16 protein-coding genes and 1 pseudogene are annotated in these 18,957 nt (G+C 68.0%); 6 read left to right on the top strand and 11 right to left on the bottom strand.

Annotated elements, in window-relative coordinates; all coding sequences use genetic code 11:
• A pseudogene (locus VGC56_RS16530) lies at window positions 1–442 on the top strand (UDP-N-acetylglucosamine 1-carboxyvinyltransferase); the annotation flags it as partial.
• An 83-nt stretch (window positions 443–525) separates the two neighbouring features.
• On the top strand, window positions 526–801 hold the full coding sequence (locus VGC56_RS16525) for a hypothetical protein (protein WP_464126627.1): 276 nt from the start codon (window positions 526–528) through the stop codon (window positions 799–801).
• Between the two features lie 200 nt (window positions 802–1,001).
• Here the strand turns inward: VGC56_RS16525 and VGC56_RS16520 are convergent, their stop codons facing one another.
• The 3 genes from VGC56_RS16520 to VGC56_RS16510 form a co-directional block, all read right to left on the bottom strand.
• Complete coding sequence (locus VGC56_RS16520) at window positions 1,002–2,204, bottom strand: DUF445 domain-containing protein (protein WP_464126625.1); 1,203 nt, start codon at window positions 2,202–2,204, stop codon at window positions 1,002–1,004.
• A gap of 95 nt (window positions 2,205–2,299) precedes the next feature.
• A complete protein-coding gene (locus VGC56_RS16515) occupies window positions 2,300–5,389 on the bottom strand; it encodes an efflux RND transporter permease subunit (protein ID WP_464126624.1) in 3,090 nt (1,029 codons plus the stop codon).
• 22 nt (window positions 5,390–5,411) lie between these two features.
• Window positions 5,412–6,626: an efflux RND transporter periplasmic adaptor subunit gene (locus VGC56_RS16510; protein WP_464126634.1), complete on the bottom strand. Its 1,215-nt coding sequence runs from the start codon at window positions 6,624–6,626 to the stop codon at window positions 5,412–5,414.
• A 202-nt stretch (window positions 6,627–6,828) separates the two neighbouring features.
• Between VGC56_RS16510 and VGC56_RS16505 the strand changes: the two genes are divergently transcribed.
• On the top strand, window positions 6,829–7,101 hold the full coding sequence (locus VGC56_RS16505) for a GlsB/YeaQ/YmgE family stress response membrane protein (protein WP_464126622.1): 273 nt from the start codon (window positions 6,829–6,831) through the stop codon (window positions 7,099–7,101).
• 265 nt (window positions 7,102–7,366) lie between these two features.
• On the opposite strand, the gene VGC56_RS16500 is transcribed toward VGC56_RS16505, so the two are convergent.
• Together VGC56_RS16500 and VGC56_RS16495 are read right to left on the bottom strand one after the other, a co-directional pair.
• Entirely contained in the window at window positions 7,367–7,714 is a 348-nt protein-coding gene (locus VGC56_RS16500) for a MarR family winged helix-turn-helix transcriptional regulator (protein WP_464126620.1), read from the bottom strand.
• Window positions 7,715–7,847: 133 nt separating this feature from the next.
• Window positions 7,848–9,236, bottom strand: coding sequence for a leucyl aminopeptidase family protein (locus tag VGC56_RS16495; RefSeq protein ID WP_464126632.1), 1,389 nt, complete (start codon window positions 9,234–9,236; stop codon window positions 7,848–7,850).
• A gap of 115 nt (window positions 9,237–9,351) precedes the next feature.
• On the opposite strand from VGC56_RS16495, the gene VGC56_RS16490 reads away from it, so the two are divergent.
• Complete coding sequence (locus VGC56_RS16490) at window positions 9,352–11,493, top strand: M3 family metallopeptidase (RefSeq protein ID WP_464126619.1); 2,142 nt, start codon at window positions 9,352–9,354, stop codon at window positions 11,491–11,493.
• Window positions 11,494–11,537: 44 nt separating this feature from the next.
• Window positions 11,538–13,658, top strand: coding sequence for a M3 family metallopeptidase (locus VGC56_RS16485; protein ID WP_464126617.1), 2,121 nt, complete (start codon window positions 11,538–11,540; stop codon window positions 13,656–13,658).
• Between the two features lie 6 nt (window positions 13,659–13,664).
• Here VGC56_RS16485 and VGC56_RS16480 read toward each other — a convergent pair whose 3' ends face one another.
• The 6 genes from VGC56_RS16480 to VGC56_RS16455 all read right to left on the bottom strand — a co-directional run bounded on the left by VGC56_RS16480 (window position 13,665) and on the right by VGC56_RS16455 (window position 18,500).
• A complete protein-coding gene (locus tag VGC56_RS16480; protein ID WP_464126615.1) occupies window positions 13,665–14,054 on the bottom strand; it encodes a type II toxin-antitoxin system VapC family toxin in 390 nt (129 codons plus the stop codon).
• 17 nt (window positions 14,055–14,071) lie between these two features.
• Window positions 14,072–14,347, bottom strand: coding sequence for a hypothetical protein (locus VGC56_RS16475; RefSeq protein WP_464126614.1), 276 nt, complete (start codon window positions 14,345–14,347; stop codon window positions 14,072–14,074).
• A 55-nt stretch (window positions 14,348–14,402) separates the two neighbouring features.
• Window positions 14,403–15,806 (bottom strand): NAD-dependent succinate-semialdehyde dehydrogenase, encoded by a 1,404-nt coding sequence (locus VGC56_RS16470; protein WP_464126612.1) that lies wholly within the window; start codon window positions 15,804–15,806, stop codon window positions 14,403–14,405.
• 12 nt (window positions 15,807–15,818) lie between these two features.
• The gene (gene rimO, locus VGC56_RS16465) at window positions 15,819–17,153 is read right to left on the bottom strand and encodes a 30S ribosomal protein S12 methylthiotransferase RimO (protein ID WP_464126611.1); all 1,335 of its coding nucleotides are present in this window, start codon (window positions 17,151–17,153) and stop codon (window positions 15,819–15,821) included.
• A gap of 67 nt (window positions 17,154–17,220) precedes the next feature.
• Window positions 17,221–17,652 carry a hypothetical protein gene (locus tag VGC56_RS16460; protein ID WP_464126609.1) on the bottom strand — a complete coding sequence of 144 codons (432 nt, stop codon included), beginning with the start codon at window positions 17,650–17,652 and terminating at the stop codon, window positions 17,221–17,223.
• A gap of 62 nt (window positions 17,653–17,714) precedes the next feature.
• The gene (locus tag VGC56_RS16455) at window positions 17,715–18,500 is read right to left on the bottom strand and encodes a hypothetical protein (RefSeq protein WP_464126607.1); all 786 of its coding nucleotides are present in this window, start codon (window positions 18,498–18,500) and stop codon (window positions 17,715–17,717) included.
• Between the two features lie 195 nt (window positions 18,501–18,695).
• On the opposite strand from VGC56_RS16455, the gene VGC56_RS16450 reads away from it, so the two are divergent.
• A complete protein-coding gene (locus VGC56_RS16450; RefSeq protein ID WP_464126605.1) occupies window positions 18,696–18,956 on the top strand; it encodes a hypothetical protein in 261 nt (86 codons plus the stop codon).
• The last annotated feature ends 1 nt before the right edge of the window (window position 18,957 follow it).

Here is an 18,957-nt window from a genome sequence, read left to right as displayed (position 1 = left end):
CGTCGTCGAGCGGCTGAACGGCGGGATCAGGGTCAGCGCCAATGGCGGCACCAGGCCGCTCTCGCTGTCGACCGCGCCCTTTCCCGCCTTCCCGACCGACATGCAGGCGCAGTTCATGGCGATGCTGACGCTGGCTGAGGGGACCAGCCTGCTGACGGAGACGATCTTCGAGAATCGGTACATGCATGTACCGGAACTAAACCGGATGGGTGCGGACATCGAGGTGCGGGGGCGCTCGGCGGTGGTGCGAGGAGTGCAGAAGCTCACCGGCGCGCCGGTGATGGCGACTGACCTTCGCGCCTCGATGAGCCTCGTCCTCGCCGGCCTCGCCGCTGAGGGCGAGACCGAAGTGCACCGCGTCTACCATCTCGATCGCGGCTACGAGCGGCTCGAGGAGAAATTGCAGGCGGTCGGCGCGGACATCGAGCGGGCCGGGGACTGAGCTAGCCCGCGGAGATTGGGCGCTTTTCCAACACTGGCGAATCGTGGTACACTGCGCCCACGAACGAAGCTGGAGCGAAGCCCATGCTGACGACGATGGCCCTTCTCCTCGCCGGTAATGCGCTGCAGGCGGCGCCATTCCAGGCCAACCCGGCGCCGGCCCTGCCCCCCGGCCAGACGATCGTGGTCGACGGCCAGAAGAAGCATTGGGACCCGCAGCGGATCGTCTGCAAGTCGCTGGACCAGCCCGGCTCGCGCCTCAACACGAAGCGGGTGTGCCAGTCGATGCTGCAATGGGCGGCGTCGAAGCGCGAGGACCAGCAGCTGCTCATCGAGAAGCAGTATAACGGGGCGCCGTAACCCGTCCGGCCGCCTGAATTGAACGCTGGCTCAACTTCCCGCGGGTCCGTCACCTGAATCCTGAACCACCGTTCGGGCGGGTGCGTCGGGTGAATGCTGAACCATCGTTGGGGCTGGGGTGATCCGATCATTCGGGTAACTGGCGACCGCCGCCACTGACGAAGCTGACGCCGGATTCACCGCCGCGCTGACCTCCCGCCTCAGGCGAGGACGTCGATGGCGTGGAGGGCGAGGCCGACGAGGCCGCCGACCAGGGTGCCGTTGATGCGGATATATTGGAGGTCGCGGCCGACCGCGCCTTCGAGGCGCAGAGTGACCGTCTCGGCGTTCCAGCCCCGCACCGTCTCCGACACCAGTTTGACGATGCCGCCGCCATAGGTCGCCGCGGCCCCGGCGGCGGTACGGCGCGCGAACTGGTTCAAGGCGGCGTTGAGCCGCGCGTCGCTCTGCAGCGTCTCGCCCAATTGCTTCAGCGCCTCGCCGAAGCGGCCCGCCAGCGCCGCCTGCGGATCGCGTGCCGCCTTGAGCAGGCCGGCGCGGCTGTTCTCCCAGAGCCCGCCGACCCATTCGCCGACGGCGGGATTGGCGATGACCTCAGCCTTCCAGCCCTCCACCTTGGCGCGCATCGCCGGATCGTGTTGCATGTCCCAGGCGAGGATCGCCAGCGCTTCCTCCGCCTTGGCGCGGAACGGATGCTTCTCGTCGATTGCCATGTCGATGGTGAGCTTCCTGAGCCCGTCGATGATCCCTTCGGCCAGCTTCTCGTCCAGCCCAGCGAGGCGGAGGAGCAGGTTCGCCCGGGTGTGGACCATCTTGCGGATGACGTCCTCGTTCGCGTCCAGGGTGCGCCCCGCCCAGGTGACCATCGCATCGAGGATCGGCACGTGGCGCTCGTCGGTCATCGCCGCCTCGAGCGTCTTGCCCAGCAGAGGCGAGATTTCGAGCGCCTGCAGCCGCGCCGAGATCGCGCTCTTCACCATCCCGCCCAGCCGCTCCTGATCGAGCGATTCGAGCATGTCGGCCAAAAGCCGCGACGCGCCTTCGCGCAGCCGCCCCTCGGGCGCCGGATTGGCGAGAAAGCGGCCGGCGGCGCCGGCGACGTCGACACCGCGCATCCGCCGCGCAATCACCGACGGGATCAGGAAGTTGTCGCGGAGGAAGGCGGCAAGCGTCTCGCCGATGCGGTCCTTGTTGCGCGGGATGATCGCCGTGTGCGGGATCGGCAGGCCGAGCGGGTGACGGAAGAGGGCGGTGACGGCGAACCAGTCGGCAAGGCCGCCGACCATCGCCGCCTCGGCAAAGGCGCGGACGTAGCCGATTGCGGGGTGGTAATGCTGAAAATGGCCGGCGAGCAGGAAGACCAACGCCATCGCCACGAGCAGGCCGGTGGCAATGACGCGCATCCGGCGCACCCCGCCGGGAAGCGGGACGGAGCGGGCGGAGCCGGGCCTTTGGCGGGAGCGCATGCTCCGCTCAAATGGCCCGGTCGCCCTTTGGTTCACTCCGCCGGCTGCGGCACGGCCTCGCCATGGCCACGCTCGTCGCCCGGCTTGTAGGTCAGCACCCGGCCGAACAGAGGCGCGATCCACTTCTCGAAGCTGTCGGCAAGGCTGAAGCCCGCCGGCACGATCAGCAACGTCAGCATCGTCGAGAGGATGAGGCCGCCGATCACCGTCACGGCCATCGGCTGGTTCCACGATCCGTCACCGCCGATGGCGAGCGCGGTCGGGGTCATGCCCGCGACCATCGCCACCGTCGTCATGACGATCGGCTGGGCGCGCTTATGGCCGGCGTCCATGATCGCCTCCCACTTCGGCACGCCCTTGCCCATCTCCTCCAGCGCGAAGTCGATGAGCAGGATCGAGTTCTTGGCGACGATGCCGAGCAGCATGAGGATGCCGATCAGCACCGGCAGCGAGGTCGCCATGCCGGCGATGTGGAGCGCGATCGCACCCCCCAGCGGCGCCAGCAGCAGCGAGCTCAGATTGACCAGCGGCGGCATCGCCCGGCGATAGAGCAGGACCAGCACCGCGAAGACCAGCAGCACGCCGGCGATCAGCGCGATGAAGAAGTTGATCAGCATCTCCTGCTGCCACTTGCTCTCGCCGGCCGCCGCATAATGGACGCCCTCGGGCAGCTCCTTCATCGCCGACAGCGCCATGATCTTCGCGCGCTGTTCGCCGCTCACTTCCTTGCCGGAGGCGAGGTCGGCGCTGAGCACGACGCGGCGCTCCTGGTTGTAGCGCTGGATCTGCGAAGGCCCGACCCCAAAGGTGACGTCGGCGATGACGCCCAAAGGCACCGTCGTCCCGCGCGAGGTCGGCACCGGCAAATTCTTGATCGTCGACAGATCCTTGCGGCTGTTCTCGTCGAGCGCCACCCGGATCGGAATCTGGCGGTCGGAGAGCGAGAATTTCGCCGCATTCTGGTCGATGTCGCCAAGCGTGGCGATGCGGATCGTCTGGCTGAGCGCGGCCGTCGTAACGCCGAGATCGGCGGCGAGGTTCATGCGCGGCTTGATGGTGATTTCCGGGCGCGGAAGATCGCCCTCGATGCGCGGATCGCGGATGCCCGGCAGGGTGCGCATCTGCTCGACGACCTTGCGCGCCGCTTCCTGGAGCTTGGCGGGATCGCTGCCGGCCAGCATGACCGACAGATCGCGCGAGCTGCCGCCGCCGCCATTCTGCGACTGGAAGGAGACGCGGGCGTCGGCGATCGACTGGAGCTTCGGCGCGGTCGCGCGCTCGAACTCGGTGCTGGTGCGGGTCCGGTCGGGCCGCAGCGTCATGACGATCTGGGCACTGGCGACGTCGACATATTCGACCGCCGTCAGCACCTCCGGCTCCTTCTTGAGCACTGCCACCACCTGGTCCGCGGCCTTTTCCGTCTGCTGCAGCGTGGTGCCGGGCACCATCTGGATGCTGACGCGGCTGGTCTCGACGTTGAGCGGCGGCTGGAACGTGAAGGGCAGGGTCGCGAAGGCCAGGATGGTGAGGCCGAAGGCGACGACGCCGATCAGCACCGTCCACCAGCGGTTGCGCAACGTCCAGCGCAGCACGGCCATGTAGCCGTCCATGATGCGGCCCTCGCCGTGGCTGGCATGGCCCTTCGCCTTGAGGAAATAGGCGGCGACCATCGGCGTGATGAGGCGCGCGACGCCAAGGCTCATCAGCACCGCGACGACGACGGTGAAGCCGAAATTCTTGAAGAACTGGCCGGCGATACCCGGCATCAGGCCGACCGGCAGGAACACGGCGACGATCGAGAAAGTGGTGGCGACGACGGCGAGGCCGATCTCGTCCGCCGCGTCGATCGACGCCTGGTAGGCGGATTTGCCCATGCGCATGTGCCGGACGATATTCTCGATCTCGACGATCGCGTCGTCGACCAGCACGCCGGCCACCAGGCTCAGCGCCAGCAGGGTCATGAAATTAAGGGTGAAGCCCATCAGGTCCATGATCCAGAAGGTCGGGATCGCCGACAGCGGGATGGCGAGTGCGGAGATGAGCGTGGCCCGCAGATCACGCAGGAACAGGAACACGACGACGACGGCGAGCAAGGCGCCCTCGATCATCGCCCGCATCGCCGCCTTGTAATTGTCCTTGGTATATTTGACCGAGTTGGACCGCTTGACGAAGTGGACCCCCGGATTCTCCTTCTCGATCTTGGCGAGCTCCTTTTCGGCGCCGTCGAACACGGCGATGTCGGAGGCGCCGCGCGAGCGGACGATGCCGAAGCTGACCACCGGGCGGCCGTTCATCTTGGCGAGCGAGCGAACCTCGCCGTAGCTGTCCTTCACAGTCGCGATGTCGGCGAGCTTCACCGTGCGGCCGTTGCCGACGCTGATCTGGGTCTGGCCGAGCGAGAAGGCGTCGTTGGCGTTGCCGAGGATGCGGACCGACTGCTCGGTGCCGGCGATCTCCGCGCGGCCTCCGGCGGCGTTGGTGTTGGTCGCGCGCAGCTGGTTGTTGACCTGCGCCGCGGTGACGCCCTGCGCCTGCATCTTGGCGGGATCGAGGATGATGCGGATCTCGCGGCCGACATCCCCGTGGATCTCTACCTTCTGCATGCCGTCCACGCCGAGCAGGCGGCGGGTGACCGTGTTCTGCACGAACCAGCTCAATTGCTCGAGCGTCATGTCGGTCGCTTCGATCGAGTAGGCCGCGATCGACCCGCCGTTGATCTGGGCGCGGATCACCTGCGGCTCGATGATGCCTTCCGGAAGATTGCCGCGGATCTGGGCGATCGCGTCGCGGACGTCCGTGGTGGCGCGGTCGACCGGCGTCTCGATGGAGAATTGGACGAAGGTGCCGGAATTGCCCTCGCTGATCGTCGAGTTGATCTCGTCGACGCCCTCCAGATTGCGGACCGCCGCCTCGACCTTCTGCGTGACCTGGTTCTCGAGCTCGGTCGGCGCGGCGCCGGGCTGCGAGATCGACACGAACACCGCCGGGAAGGTGATCTCCGGATTCTGGTTCACGTTCATCCGCATGAACGAGACGAAGCCGGCGAGGGTCAGCGCCGCGAACAGGACGAGCGCGGGGACCGGGTTCCGGATCGACCAGGCGGAGATGTTGCGGAAGTTCATGACCGGTCTTTCGTCTCTAGGATCAGCGCGGTGTGGCGTCGCGGACCGGGATGATCTTGTCGTTGACGTTCAGGAACGCGCCTGCCGAGACCACCACCCGCTCGACGCCCGAAAGGCCTTCGATGACGCTGACGCCGCGGTCGCCGACCTGGCCGATCGTCACCGGATGGCGCTGCACCCGGTTGTCCGGCCCGACGATGTAGACGAAGCTGCCCTTGTCGTCGCTGAGCACCGCCGATTGCGGCAGCAGCGGCACGTTGGCCGAGCCCGCCGTCAGCGTCACCGTCGCGAAGCCGCCGGGACGGAGCGCCGCCTGGTACGGCACCGAGACGCGGGCGATGCCCTGGCGGCTGTTGGCGTCGACCAGCGGCGAGACCTGCCACACGGCGCCCGCGATCTCGATCGGCGTGCCGGTCGGGTTGACCGTCGCCGGCAGCCCGGGGCGGACGTTGACCAGATCGGAATCGCTGAGCTTTGCCTGGACTTCCATCTGGCCGCCCTGGGCGATGCGGAACAAGGGCCCGGAGCCCGAGCTCACCACCTGCCCCGCCTCGACGTTGCGGGCAAGGACGAGGCCGGCGGCCGGCGCGCGGACGCTGAGGCGGCCGATGCGGGCGCGAGTTTCGCCGAGCTGGGCCTGGGCGAGCCGGACGCGGGCGTTGGCGGCGTCGCGGGTGGCGCGCTTGGTGTCGAGATCGGCCTTCGAGATGAAGCCGCGCGAGACGAGCGCCTGGGCGCGGTCGAGATTGGCCTGGGCAAGGCGGGCGTCGGCGCGGGCGACTTCGATCTGGGCGCCCTGCTGCTGCGCCTGCTGGGACTGGACCGAACGCTCGATCACCGCCAGCTCCTGGCCGGCGCCGACCCATTGGCCCGGCTCGACCATGACCTTGACGACCATGCCGCCTTCGCCGGCGATGCCGACGGGCATGTCGCGGCGGGCGGCGATGGTGCCGGTGGCGCTGATCGTCTTGGCGATCGCCTGGCGGCCCGGGACGATGACCGTGACGCGCGGCGCGGGCCCGGTCTTGCCGCCGGATTGCGCGGCGGCGGCCGCGGCCTGGGCGGTCTTCGACGACTTCTTGCCGACGCCGAGCACGACCATCGCGACGATGATCGCCACCACGACGATGGCGACGCCGAGGATCAGGTTGCGCCGGCGGCGGCGCACGGCGGCCCCGTCGTCGATCACCTCCACATCAAGGGCGCCACGGCCCCATTTGGGCGATTCGTAATTCATTGCCGTCATCTTCCCCAACCCGCTAGGCGGCACGCCGCTTCGGCTAACTGTGTTAGCCGAATATATCACCAGCCTCAAGCCTGTTTTCGCCGCACCCCAACCCCGTTATGCAGCGGAACCGGTTTGTACCTTTGTTGTTGGATGAACGCCACCCGCTGTTCGACCAACGACACGTCACAGGGGCCGGAAGAGGAGGGAAATCATGAACCTGCTGGCAGACCATGGCTGGATCGCCTGGATCATCATCGGCGGCCTCGCCGGAATCATCGCCAAGGCGATCATGCCCGGCCGCGACCCGCAGGGGTGCATCGTCACCATCATCCTCGGCATCGCCGGCGCCGTCCTCGCCGGATGGCTCGGCCACCAGTTCCACTGGTACAAGAACAGCCAGGGCGCAGGGTTCATCGCCGCCATTATCGGCGCGATCATCATCCTGTTCGTCTACCGGCTGATCGCCGGGCGCCGCCGCTACTAGGGTCCGTACTCGATACCGGCAACGGCCATGACGAGGCGGAGAGGTGGTCAGGGCTAGGCGCGAGGAGGGAGCGATGGTGATCCATCGTGACCGACGAGCAACGACGCCATGGCCGCCTCGCCGCTTCGCCGCTTCGCGGTCGCCCGGAGAAGGGCAGCGGCTACGTCGCGGCGCTTGTGCGGGCAACCAGCCCGCCCCGCGCACCGCTCCTTGCCGGTGCCCTTCTCTGGGCGATCCCGGCCATTGCCCGTTATGAGTCCAGACCCTAGCCGTGCTGGAGGAGGATGCCGCGCTCCCTGGGCGCCCCGCGCCGGGCGGAGCTTTCCTGCTGCTCGATGTTGCGTTCGAAACGCTCAAGGAAATCCTGCCCTATGCTGGTCTTGGCGACGAAGACGTTGCGGCGGTCCGCCTCGTCGCGGACCCGGCGCAGATAGCCGAGCGTGCCCAGCGTATTCAAGGCGCGCGTGATCACCGGCTTCGAGACGCCGAGGATGTGGGCGAGCCCGCGCACCGTATGGGGCCCGGGGGTCAGATATACCAGAAGCAGCAGCGCCATCTGACGGTTGGTGAGGTCGGGCTGCCCTGACCGCACATAGCCGATCAGCGTCTGCATCCAGCTCCTGAGAGCGCGCTCTGACACTGGCCAATCTCCAATCCAAGTGCGGCTTATTTCGGCTGTAAAACCATGGAGAGGAGGTTTCGTTGCTTATTTGTCTGAGATTTCGACGCAAAAATCGAACGGTCTGTTAGCGGACGTACCGCGCGGACAGTGCCGACCATGCCGCGCGAAGCCCCAGCGCGTCGCCGCCCTTGGGCCGGCCGGGGCGGGAGGAGGCGCGCCAGGCGAATGTATCGAAATGGGCCCAGGGCGTTCCTTCCGGCACGAATTTGCGCAGGAACAGGGCCGCCGTGACGGCGCCCGCGAAGCCGCCGTCGGAGGCGTTCGCGAAGTCGGCGATGTCGGAGGCGAACATCTCGTCATACTCGCCCCACAGCGGCATCCGCCACACGGGATCGCCCGTGCCGGTGCCGCCGTCGAGGAGGGCGGCGGCGAGCTTATCGTCATTGGCGAAGAGGGCCGGGAGGTCGGGGCCAAGGGCGACGCGGGCGGCGCCGGTCAGGGTCGCGAAGTTGAGGATCAGCTCCGGCGCGGCTTCGGCAGCCTTGGCGAGGGCATCGCCAAGGATCAGGCGGCCTTCCGCGTCGGTATTGCCGATCTCGACGCTGAGGCCCTTGCGGCTCCTCAGCACGTCGCCCGGGCGGAAGGCGGCGCCGGAGACGGCGTTCTCGACCGCCGGGATGAGGAGGTGGAGGCGGACCGGGAGGTTGAAGCGCATCACGAGCTGCGCCAGCGCCAGGGCATGGGCTGCGCCGCCCATGTCCTTTTTCATGAGGCGCATGCCGGACGACGGCTTGATGTCGAGCCCGCCCGAATCGAAGCACACGCCCTTGCCGACGATGGCGACGCGCGGCGCCCGCTGGTCGCCCCATTCCAGCTCGATCAGCCGCGGCGCCCGCGCTTCCGTCGCGGCGCGGCCGACGGCGGCGATCATCGGATAGCCTTCCTCCAGCCCCGCGCCGGAGGTGACTGTCACGATCGCCCCAGTGCCGTCCGCGACCTGCCGCGCCGCCGCCTCGAGCTCGGCCGGCCCGAGATCGCCCGCGGGCGTGTTGACCAGATCGCGCACCAGGGCCGTCGCGTCGGCAAGCGCCACGGCCTCGTCGATCCGCGCTGGCTCGGGGGTGAGCAGGACGCGCGGCCCCTTGCCGTCCTTGGGCGCCTTGTAGCGGTCGTAGCGATACTGGCCGAGGAGCCAGCCCAGGGCCGCCGCCCCGGGCGCGGCACCCTCGATGCGGTATTTGCCTTCGGGCAGGCTCTCCGCCGCTTTGGCGAGGTCCCAGGGGCCGAGCATTCCCGCGTCGGCCACGCCGAGGGCCGCCGACCAATGGTCCCGGTCGCCGGGCAGGATGGCGATCTGGTTCGGCTTGCCCTCGAAGCCTTGCGCCGAGGCGGCGTGGCGGGCGCGGGCCGGCTGGGCGTTCAGCCAGGCCTCGCGGCGCCCCGTATCGACGAGGTGGAGAGCGATGGCGGCCTGGCCCTTGTCGGGCTGGAGGAGGGTTCCGAATTCGTTCATGTCCGCTCCTCTAAACCCGGCACGAACGCGGCGAAAGCCGTTCCCTTGCGACCCCTTGAGTCCCGCTGCCGCCTCGCGCATGCCTTCGCGCGGCTGGCCCGGAGGAGATGTGACGATGAAGACCTGGTTCAAGGCGACGATCATGGCGAGCTGCATGACCGCCATCGCCCTTCCCGCGGGCGCGGTTCAGGCGCCGGCGCAGCGGCCCAACCCGTTCGCGGCGGAGAGCAACCTGCCGTTCCACGCGCCGCGCTTCGACGTCATCCAGGACGCCGATTACCAGCCCGCCTTCGAAGCCGGCATGGCGGAGCAGGCCGCGGAGATCGCGCGCATCGCTGACAACCCGGCGCCGCCGACGTTCGACAACACCATCGTCGCGATGGAGCGGTCGGGGCGGATGCTCGACCGGGTCAACGAGGCCTTCTCCGGCGTGGTCGGGGCGAATACCAACCCGGCGCTCGACAAGGTGCAGGAGATCGAGACTCCGAAGCTCTCGCAGCACCAGGACGCCATCTACCTCAACCCGAAGCTCTTCGCCCGCGTCCAGTCGGTCTACGACCGCCGCGCCAGGCTCGGTCTCAATGCGGAGCAGAAGCAGCTGGTCGAGGTGGTCTACCAGCAGTTCGTCCATGCCGGCGCGAAGGTCTCGCCCGCCGACAAAGAGAGGCTCAAGGCGCTCAACACCGAAATCTCTTCTCTCGAAACGTCGTTCCAGCAGAAGCTCGTCGCGGCCGCCAAGGCCGGCGCGCTCGTCGTGGATTCGCCGGCGGGGCTCGCCGGCATGGACAAGGGCGCGATCGACGCGGCAGCGCAGGCGGCGAAGGAGCGGGGACTGCCCGGCAAATGGGTGCTTCCGCTCCAGAACACGACGCAGCAGCCGGCGCTCTCCTCGCTCGCCGACCGCGCGGCCCGTCAGGCCCTGTTCGACCACAGCTGGAACCGCGCCGAGCGTGGCGATGCCAACGACACCCGCTCAATCATTGAGCAACTCGCCCAGCGGCGCGCGCAGAAGGCGGCTTTGTTCGGCTATCCGACCTGGGCGGCCTACGTGCTCTCCGACCAGATGGCGAAGACGCCGGCGGCGGTGCAGCGCTTCATCGCCCAGCTGGCCCCTGCGACGACGGCCGAGGAGAAGCGGGAGGCGGCCGAGCTGCAGGCGGCGATCCGCTCCGGCGGCGAGAATTTCGAGCTCAAGCCCTGGGACTGGCAGCGTTATTCGGACCGCGTCCGCAAGACGAAATACGATCTGGATGAGGCGGAGATCCGCCCCTATTTCCAGCTCGACCGCGTCCTCGAGGACGGCGTCTTCTACGCCGCCAACCAGCTCTACGGGATCAGCTTCAAGGAGCGGAAGGACATCCCGGTTTACCAGCCGGATGTCCGGGTGTTCACCGTCTACGACAAGGATGGGTCCGAGCTCGGGCTCATGTATTTCGATTATTTCAAGCGCGACAACAAGAATGGCGGCGCCTGGATGTCGAACTTCGTCGGCCAGTCGAAGCTGCTCGGCACCAAGCCGGTCGTGTACAATGTCGCCAACTTCACCAAGCCCGCACCCGGCCAGCCGGCGCTGCTGAGCTTCGACGACGTGACCACCATGTTCCACGAATTCGGCCATGCGCTGCACGGCCTGTTCGCCAGCCAGACCTACCCGACCCTGTCGGGCACCAACGTCGCGCGCGACTTCGTCGAGTTTCCCTCGCAGTTCAACGAGCATTGGGCGCTCGATCCGAAGGTGCTGGCGCATTACGCCCGCGACTATCGCACCGGCGCGCCGATGCCGCAGGCGCTCGTCGACAAGATCAAGCGCGCATCGAAGTTCGGCCAGGGCTATGCGCTGGGCGAGCTGATCGCGGCCGCGCAGCTCGACCTCGCCTGGCACGACCTGCCGGCGAGCGCGCCGCGGCAGAATGCCGACGCGTTCGAGGCGGCGGCGCTCGCCAAGACCGGCCTCGACGTCACCGACGTGCCGCCGCGCTACCGCTCGTCCTACTTCCTCCACATCTGGGCCAACGGCTATTCGGCCGGCTATTACGCCTATCTGTGGACGCAGATGCTCGAGAACGACGTCTATGCCTGGTTCGAGCAGCATGGCGGCCTCACCCGCGCCAATGGCCAGCGCTACCGCGACATGATCCTGTCGAAGGGGCATACCGAGGATTACGGGCCCATGTTCCGCGCCTTCTACGGCAAGGATCCGGACATCGGCCCGATGCTCCAGGACCGCGGCCTCGCACCCACGCCGGGCGACAAGTAAGCCACCACGCCGCCACTGCCATTCTTTTCGGAGACCCGTCGACGATGAACCCCCGCGCCTTTTTCCACCTCGTCCTGATGGCGAGCTGCCTTTCGATGCCCTCCATGCCGGCGGCGGCGCAGGAGGCGCGGGCCAACCCGTTCGCCGTCCCCAGCACCCTGCCGTTCCAGGCGCCGCGCTTCGACATCATCCGCGACGAGGACTATCAGCCCGGCTTCGAGCAGGGGATGGCGGAGCAGGCGGCGGAGATCGCCCGCATCGCCGACAACCCGGCGGCGCCGACCTTCGACAACACGATCGCCGCGATGGAGCGCTCCGGCCGCATGCTGCAGCGCGTCCAGGCGGCGTTCGGGGCGGTGAACCAGGCCGATACCAATCCGGCGCGCCAGGCCGTGCAGAAGGTGGAGGCGCCGAAGCTTGCCGCGCATAACGACGCCATTTATTTGAACCCGAAGCTGTTCGCGCGGGTGCACACACTGTTCGCGCGGCAGGCGTCGCTCGGCCTCAATGCCGAGCAGCGCCAGCTCCTCCAGATCGTCCACCAGCGCTTCATACGTGCCGGCGCCCAGCTTTCGCCAGCGGACCAGACGAAGCTGCGCGCGCTGAACGGCCAGCTGTCCAGGCTCCAGACCCAGTTCCAGCAGAGGCTCCTCGCCGCCACCAAGGCGGGCGGTCTCGTCGTGGACGACCCGGCGCAGCTGGCGGGCCTCGGAGACGCTGGCATCGCGGCGGCGGCGCAGGCGGCGAAGGAGCGCGGCCTTGCGGGCAAGTGGGTGCTGCCGCTCCAGAACACGACGCAGCAGCCGGCGCTCGAATCCCTCTCCGACCGCGCGACGCGCCAGAAGCTGTTCGAACAGAGCTGGACCCGCGCCGCCAGGGGCGATGCCAACGACACCCGCGCCACCTTGGCCGAAATCGCCGAGCTGCGCGCCCGGAAGGCGGCTCTGCTCGGCTATCCCGACTGGGCCTCCTACGTCCTCGCCGACCAGATGGCGAAAACGCCGGCAACGGCCGAGGCGTTCATGGCCAAGCTCATCCCGGCGACGGCCGCGCAGGAGCGGCGCGAGGCGGTGGATATCGACCGTGTCATCAAGGCCGGCGGCGAGAGCTTCACCGTCCAGCCGTGGGATTGGGAGCGCTATGCCGAGCGCGTTCGCAAGGCGCGCTTCGACCTCGACCAGAATGAGGTGAAGCCCTATTTCGAACTCAACACGGTGCTCGAGAAAGGCGTCTTCTACGCCGCCAACCAGCTCTACGGGGTGAGCTTCAAGGAGCGGCACGACATACCGGTCTACAATCCGGACGTCCGGGTGTTCGAGGTGTTCGACCGCGACGGCAAGCACCTCGGCCTGTTCTACTGCGACTATTTCAAGCGCGACAACAAGAATGGCGGCGCCTGGATGTCGAGCTTCGTCGGCCAGTCGAAGCTGCTCGGCACCACGCCGGTGGTCTACAACGTCGCCAACCTCCCGAAGCCGGCGCCGGGCCAGCCGGCTTTGATCAGCTTCGACGACGTGACGACCATGTTCCACGAATTCGGCCATGCCCTGCACGGCCTCTTCCAGAACCTGACCTATCCCGGCCTCGGTGCCTCGGCGCGCGACTTCGTGGAGTTCCCGTCGCAGTTCAACGAGCATTGGGCGCTCGATCCCAAGGTGCTCGCCCACTATGCCGTCCACTACAAGACCGGCGCGCCGATGCCGCAGGCGTTGGTCGACAAGATCCGCAAGGCCGAGCGGTTCAACCAGGGCTATTCGCTGGGCGAGCTGATCGCCGCGGCCGAGCTCGACATGCGCTGGCACGCGCTGCCGGCGAGCGCCGGGCGGCAGGATCCGGACGCGTTCGAGGCGGCGGCGCTGACGAAGATGGGTCTCGACGCCGAGCACGTGCCGCCGCGCTACCGGTCGAGCTACTTCTCCCACATCTGGGCGGGCGGCTATGCGGCGGGCTATTACGGATACCTGTGGACCCAGATGCTCGAGAACGACGCCTTCGCCTGGTTCGAGAGCCATGGCGGGCTCACCCGGGCCAATGGCGACCGCTTCCGCGACCTCGTCCTGTCGCGCGGCCACAGCCAGGATTACGACACGATGTTCCGCGCCTTCTACGGCAAGGACCCGGACATCGGGCCGATGCTGGCGGACCGGGGCCTCGCGCCCCAATAGGGCCCGTCACCAGCCGCGGCTGCCGGGATGGATGCGTGCGTCGGTCGAGGCGAAGTCGCGACCGGTGCACAGGATCGGCCGGTCGAGCCGCTTCGCCATGCAATAGACCATGATGTCGAGCATGTTGAGCTTGCCGCCCCGCCCGTTGCCGCGCCCGTAGAGGCGGTGGGCTTCGATCGAGAGGGCGGCGTCCTCGGCTGTAAAAGATATCGTCGTGGCCCAATTAACAAGGAGGTGGTTCAACATCTCCTGCGCTGCCTGGTCCGGCGCGTTCCCCTCGCGGGAGGTGACGAGGTTGAACTCGACGAGGACGGGGGATGGGATCAGCGCAGGTTCGCTGAGAAGGGCCCTCCTAAGCGCCTGCCAGCCCTCCTCCTCCGAGGCGATGGCGATCAACGCCGACGTATCGACGATCACTTGGGAAGGCCGCGCTCGTCGTAGGTTGCCTCATCAAACTCTGCCATGGTCTTCCAGCGCCGCGGGGAAGCGGCTGCCCGGTGAACAAGCTCATCGAATTCGGCGATACGGGCGGCGATGTCGTCGTCGTCATTCGTCGGAACCGGCAGTGCGTCGAGCGCCTCTTCGATAACGTCCGCCTGGCTCCTGCCGGCTTTGGTCAGAAGCGCAAGCTTTTGGGCTGCCCTGTCGGACCGGATCGTGATCGGCGTCTGCTGGCGGCGGGGTCTCATTCCTTGCTCCTACCACAACGTACTTGCACGTTCAATCAACTGTGCAAGTACGCACTCAATCCAGCGCGTCCGTCCGGCTACCGAGCGGCGCGTCCTTCACCCGCATCACGGTCTTCAAATTCATGAATTCGTGGAGGCCGTAGCGGCTGAGTTCGCGGCCGTAGCCGGAGCGCTTGATGCCGCCGAACGGGGCTTCGGGGGCGGAGGCGAGCATTTGGTTGACCGCAGTCATGCCCGCCTCGATGTCTCGCACGAAGCGCTCCTGCTCGGCCGGCTCGCTGGTCCAGACGGAGGAGCCGAGGCCGAACGGGATGTCGTTGGCGATGCGGATGGCGTCGTCCAGGTCGGCGGCGCGGAAGACCATGGCGATGGGGCCGAATATCTCCTCGGCCATGAGCGCGCTGTCGAGCGGCACGTCGGTGATCACGCCGGCCGACAGGAAGGCGCCGGGCCCGTCCAGACGGTCGCCGCCGAAGGCGAGGGTGGCGCCGACCGCCTTCGCCTCGTCGAGTTGCTTCAGCACTGTGTCCCGCTGCTCGGCGCTGGAGAGGGGACCCATGTCGGTGTTCGGGTCGAATGGATCGCCCGCCTTTACCGCTTTCATGGCGGCGGAGAATCTGTCGAGGAAGGCATCGTACACGTCGGCGTGGACGATCATCCGCTTGGCGCAGATGCAGGACTGGCCGGTATTCTGGATCCGCGCCTTCACGCCCTGCTTCACCGCCTCGTCGAGATCGGCCGACGGCATGACGATGAACGGGTCCGAGCCGCCGAGCTCCAGCACCACCTTCTTGAGCGCCTTGCCCGCCGCTTGCGCGACCGACTGGCCGGCGCCTTCCGAGCCGGTCAGCGTCACCGCGGCGACCCGGTCGTCGGCGATGAGCTCCGCAACGGCGCCGGACTTGATGGCGAGGTTCTGGAACAGGCCCTCCGGCGCACCGGCGGAGGTCACCATTTCCTCGATGAGCCCTGCGACGCCCTGGACGATGCTGGCGTGCTTCAAGAGACCGACATTGCCGGCCATGATCGTCGGCGCGAGGAAGCGCACCACCTGCCAGTAGGGGAAGTTCCACGGCATAACGGCGAGGACCGGGCCGATGGGGAGCCAGTGCAGCTCGGCGGTGCCGCCGGTGGCGAGCGCCTGCTGCTGGGGCTCCAGCATGGCGGGGCCGTCCTTGGCGAAGACGCGGAAGCCGGCGACGCATTTCTCGACCTCGGCGATGGACGTCGCATAGGTTTTGCCCATCTCCAGGCTCGCCATCCGCGCCAGCCGCGCCTTTTCCGCCTCGAAGCGGTCGGCGACGCGGGAGAGGAGGGCGGTGCGCTCCTCGTAGGATGTGGTGCGCCAGTGGCGGAAAGCGGCGGCGGCCTTGGCGACTCTGGCCTCGAGTCCGGCGGGCGTCAGCTCGGGATAGGTGGCGATCTCCTCGCCGGTGGCCGGGTTGACGCTCCGAAACATCGAGGGCTCCTTCTAGGCTGGGATGGGGACTCCGAACAGGTCGTGCTCGTCGGCGTCTTCGACCTGAACGCGGACGATGTCGCCCTGGCGCAGCGCTCCGGCGTCGCGGAGGTGCACTTCGCCGTCTATCTCGGGCGCGTCGGCCTTGGAGCGGCCGGTGGCGCCGCCTTCCTCGTCGACCAGGTCGACGATCACGTCGATCTCGCGGCCGACCTTGGCCTCGAGCTTCGCGGCGGAGATGCGGGCGGTGAGGTCCATGAGGCGGGCATAGCGCTCCTCCTTGACCTCTTCGGGCACCGCGCCGGGCAGGCTGTTCGCCGCCGCGCCCTGCACGGGCTCGAACCGGAAGGCGCCGACGCGGTCGAGCTGCGCTTCCTGGAGCCACTGCATCAGATAGTCGAAATCGGCGTCGGTTTCGCCGGGAAAGCCGACGACGAAGGAGGAGCGGATGGCGATGTCGGGGCAGATTTCGCGCCAGCTGCGGATCCGCTCGAGCACCTTGGCTTCGTTCGCCGGCCGCTTCATCGCCTTCAGCACCGACGGCGCCGCGTGCTGGAACGGAATGTCGAGATAGGGGAGGACGAGCCCTTCCGCCATTAGCGGGATCACCCGGTCGACGTGCGGATAAGGGTAGACGTAGTGGAGGCGGACCCAGGCGCCCAATTTGCCGAGCTCGCGCGCGAGGTCGGTCATATGCGCGCGGACCGGCGCGCCCTTCCAGTTCCATTCGGCGTGGCGCAGGTCGACGCCGTAGGCCGACGTATCCTGGCTGATGACCAGCAGCTCCTTCGTGCCGGCGGCGACCAGCTTCTCGGCTTCCCTGAGGATCGCGTCCGGACGGCGGCTGACGAGGTCGCCGCGCAGCGACGGGATGATGCAGAAGCTGCAGCGGTGGTTGCAGCCCTCGGAAATCTTCAGGTAGCTGTAATGGCGCGGCGTGAGCTTGAGCCCGCCCTCCGGCACCAAGTTCAAATAGGCGGACGGCGGCATCGGCGCGGCGACGTGGACCGCGCCGACCACCTCTTCATATTGATGCGGCCCGGTGACGGCGAGGACGCCGGGGAATTTGGCGCGGATCACATCCGCTTCCTTGCCCATGCAGCCGGTAACGATGACGCGGCCGTTCTCGGCGATCGCCTCTCCGATCGCGGCCAGGCTCTCCTCCTTGGCGGAATCGAGGAAGCCGCAGGTGTTGACCAGCACGACGTCGGCCTGGTCGTAGTCCGGCGACAGCTGATAGCCGTCGGAGCGCAGCTTGGTCAGGATGCGCTCGGAATCGACCAGCGCCTTCGGGCAGCCGAGCGAAACCATGCCGACCTTGGGCGGGGAGGGGAGTTCTAATGCCATGGGAGCGCGCGACATAGGAGGTTCCGCCCCGTTTTCCTAGGCCGCGCGGCGCGGAAGCTGACTAAAGTCAGGTCTCCATAAGCAGAAAAACGGCGCTCTCACGGAGCGATCCAACCCTTGGCGAAAGCCTGGCCGAGAAGACGGATGAGCTGGCGGTTGTCGTAGCGGGTTCGAAAGCCGACCACGCGGCCGCGATAAAGGACTGGGCGCCGGATGCCGTCGATCGCGCCAGAGGTTCGCTCGGAGGCGCATTTCCGCCGCGCCATGCCGGCGCGCCGCGCCGCCTCGTCGCATGCCGCCGAAAAGCTTTCCGCCCCCGGCTTGGGCGCAGCGCGTCGGCGGTCTGCTTGCTCATGCCGACGGCGCGGGCAGCGTGGTTGGAAGCCATTCCGCCCGCGATGGCGGCGATGAAGGCGCGCTGGCGATCCGGCGTCCAGCCGTCGCCGCGGCCGCGAAGCGGCACCGGCGTGAAAGCGAGAAGCGCGTCCGAGTCGGCCATCCCCAGCTTGAGCCTCAGGGGCAGGGGTGTAGGAAAGTGAATTGTTCCGTCTACGTTCGCTTTTACGGGCTGTGGCGGGACGTGGCGCGGAAGGTGTGGCCGGTGGCGGGATCGGTGACGGCGACGTCGAGCGAACGGCCGTCGGGGGAGAGGGTGTAGGTCCGCACCATCGTCGTCCGGCCGTTGCTTTTGCGGGTTTCCTCGATGGTTCGCGCGTCGAGGCGGCGAACTGCGGCGAACACCGGAATCTTGTACGGACCGCCGACTGGCACGAAGCCGCCGCCGAAATGCGCGGTGAAGGAATAGCCGAGGGCGTGGCGGTAGACGAAGCGGTCGCCCTCGACGCGCAGCATTATGGTGCGCTGCTGCTCCGGCACCGTCACATAGCGGACCCCCTGCCAGGCGCCGGAAACGGCGTGCGCGCCGGCCGGGGCGGGCGCGGTGCGGCGGGCGATGTAGACCGTCCGCAGAGGCCCCTTCACGCCGGGGCGGCGGTCGTTGGACGTGTAGGTCGCGGTGAGACCGTCCGGCGACACGGTCATGGTCGTAGTCCGGCTGAGGGTCGGGCTCTCGATGTGGGTGACCATGGTGCGGGGACCGGCAATCCTGACCGACTCCCATGTCACCTGGTCGTCGCCGGGGACGGGGTGCGGCCGCCCGTCGGCGCGATAGGCGCGCGGCGGCGAGCAGCTGTCGCAGCGATAGCGGCCCTCGGCTACGAGATAGTGGTCGCTGACGAGGCCCGTCTGGGTGTCGAGGTCCGCCACCCACTCGCCATCGAACGGGGCTTTGGCCGGCGCCGCGGCGGCGAGGGCGGAACCGACGACGAGAAGGGGGAGCGTCTTCACCCCCTGATCTTCGGCGGGTCGGCCGGGAAGCGCAAGGGATCCGGGCGGGACCAGAAAAGGCGCGGTTAACCGGCTTCGCTCACTCTTCGATAAGGGCGCGGTGCCTAACCCAGATCAAGGCCGGCGTGTCGGGGGTGCGCCGGCAGCTTTGCGTTGGCGCCGCGACCCGCGCCGGATCTGGAGCCTTCTGCTGCAATGGGCCGACTGCCGAAAATCTACCCGCGGCGCCCGCCGCGCGAGCCGGTCGACGAGCCGGCGGCTCTGGTGCTCGAGGACGGGGCCGTCGCGACCGTCCAGCTTCGCAACGTGTCGGAGGCAGGCTTCGGCGCGGAATGCCGCGGATTCGTGCGCATCGGCAGCCATGTCGCCCTCGAACGGAGCGGCCGTGCCCGCCGCGCACATGTGCGCTGGGCGCTGCGCGGCCGCTTCGGCGCCGTCTTTGCCGACGCGGAGTGAC

Source organism: Allosphingosinicella sp., from assembly GCF_036403745.1.
Taxonomy (GTDB): domain Bacteria; phylum Pseudomonadota; class Alphaproteobacteria; order Sphingomonadales; family Sphingomonadaceae; genus Allosphingosinicella.
Note: the sequence above shows the minus strand (reverse complement) of the source record. Positions and strands in the feature narration are given on the sequence as shown.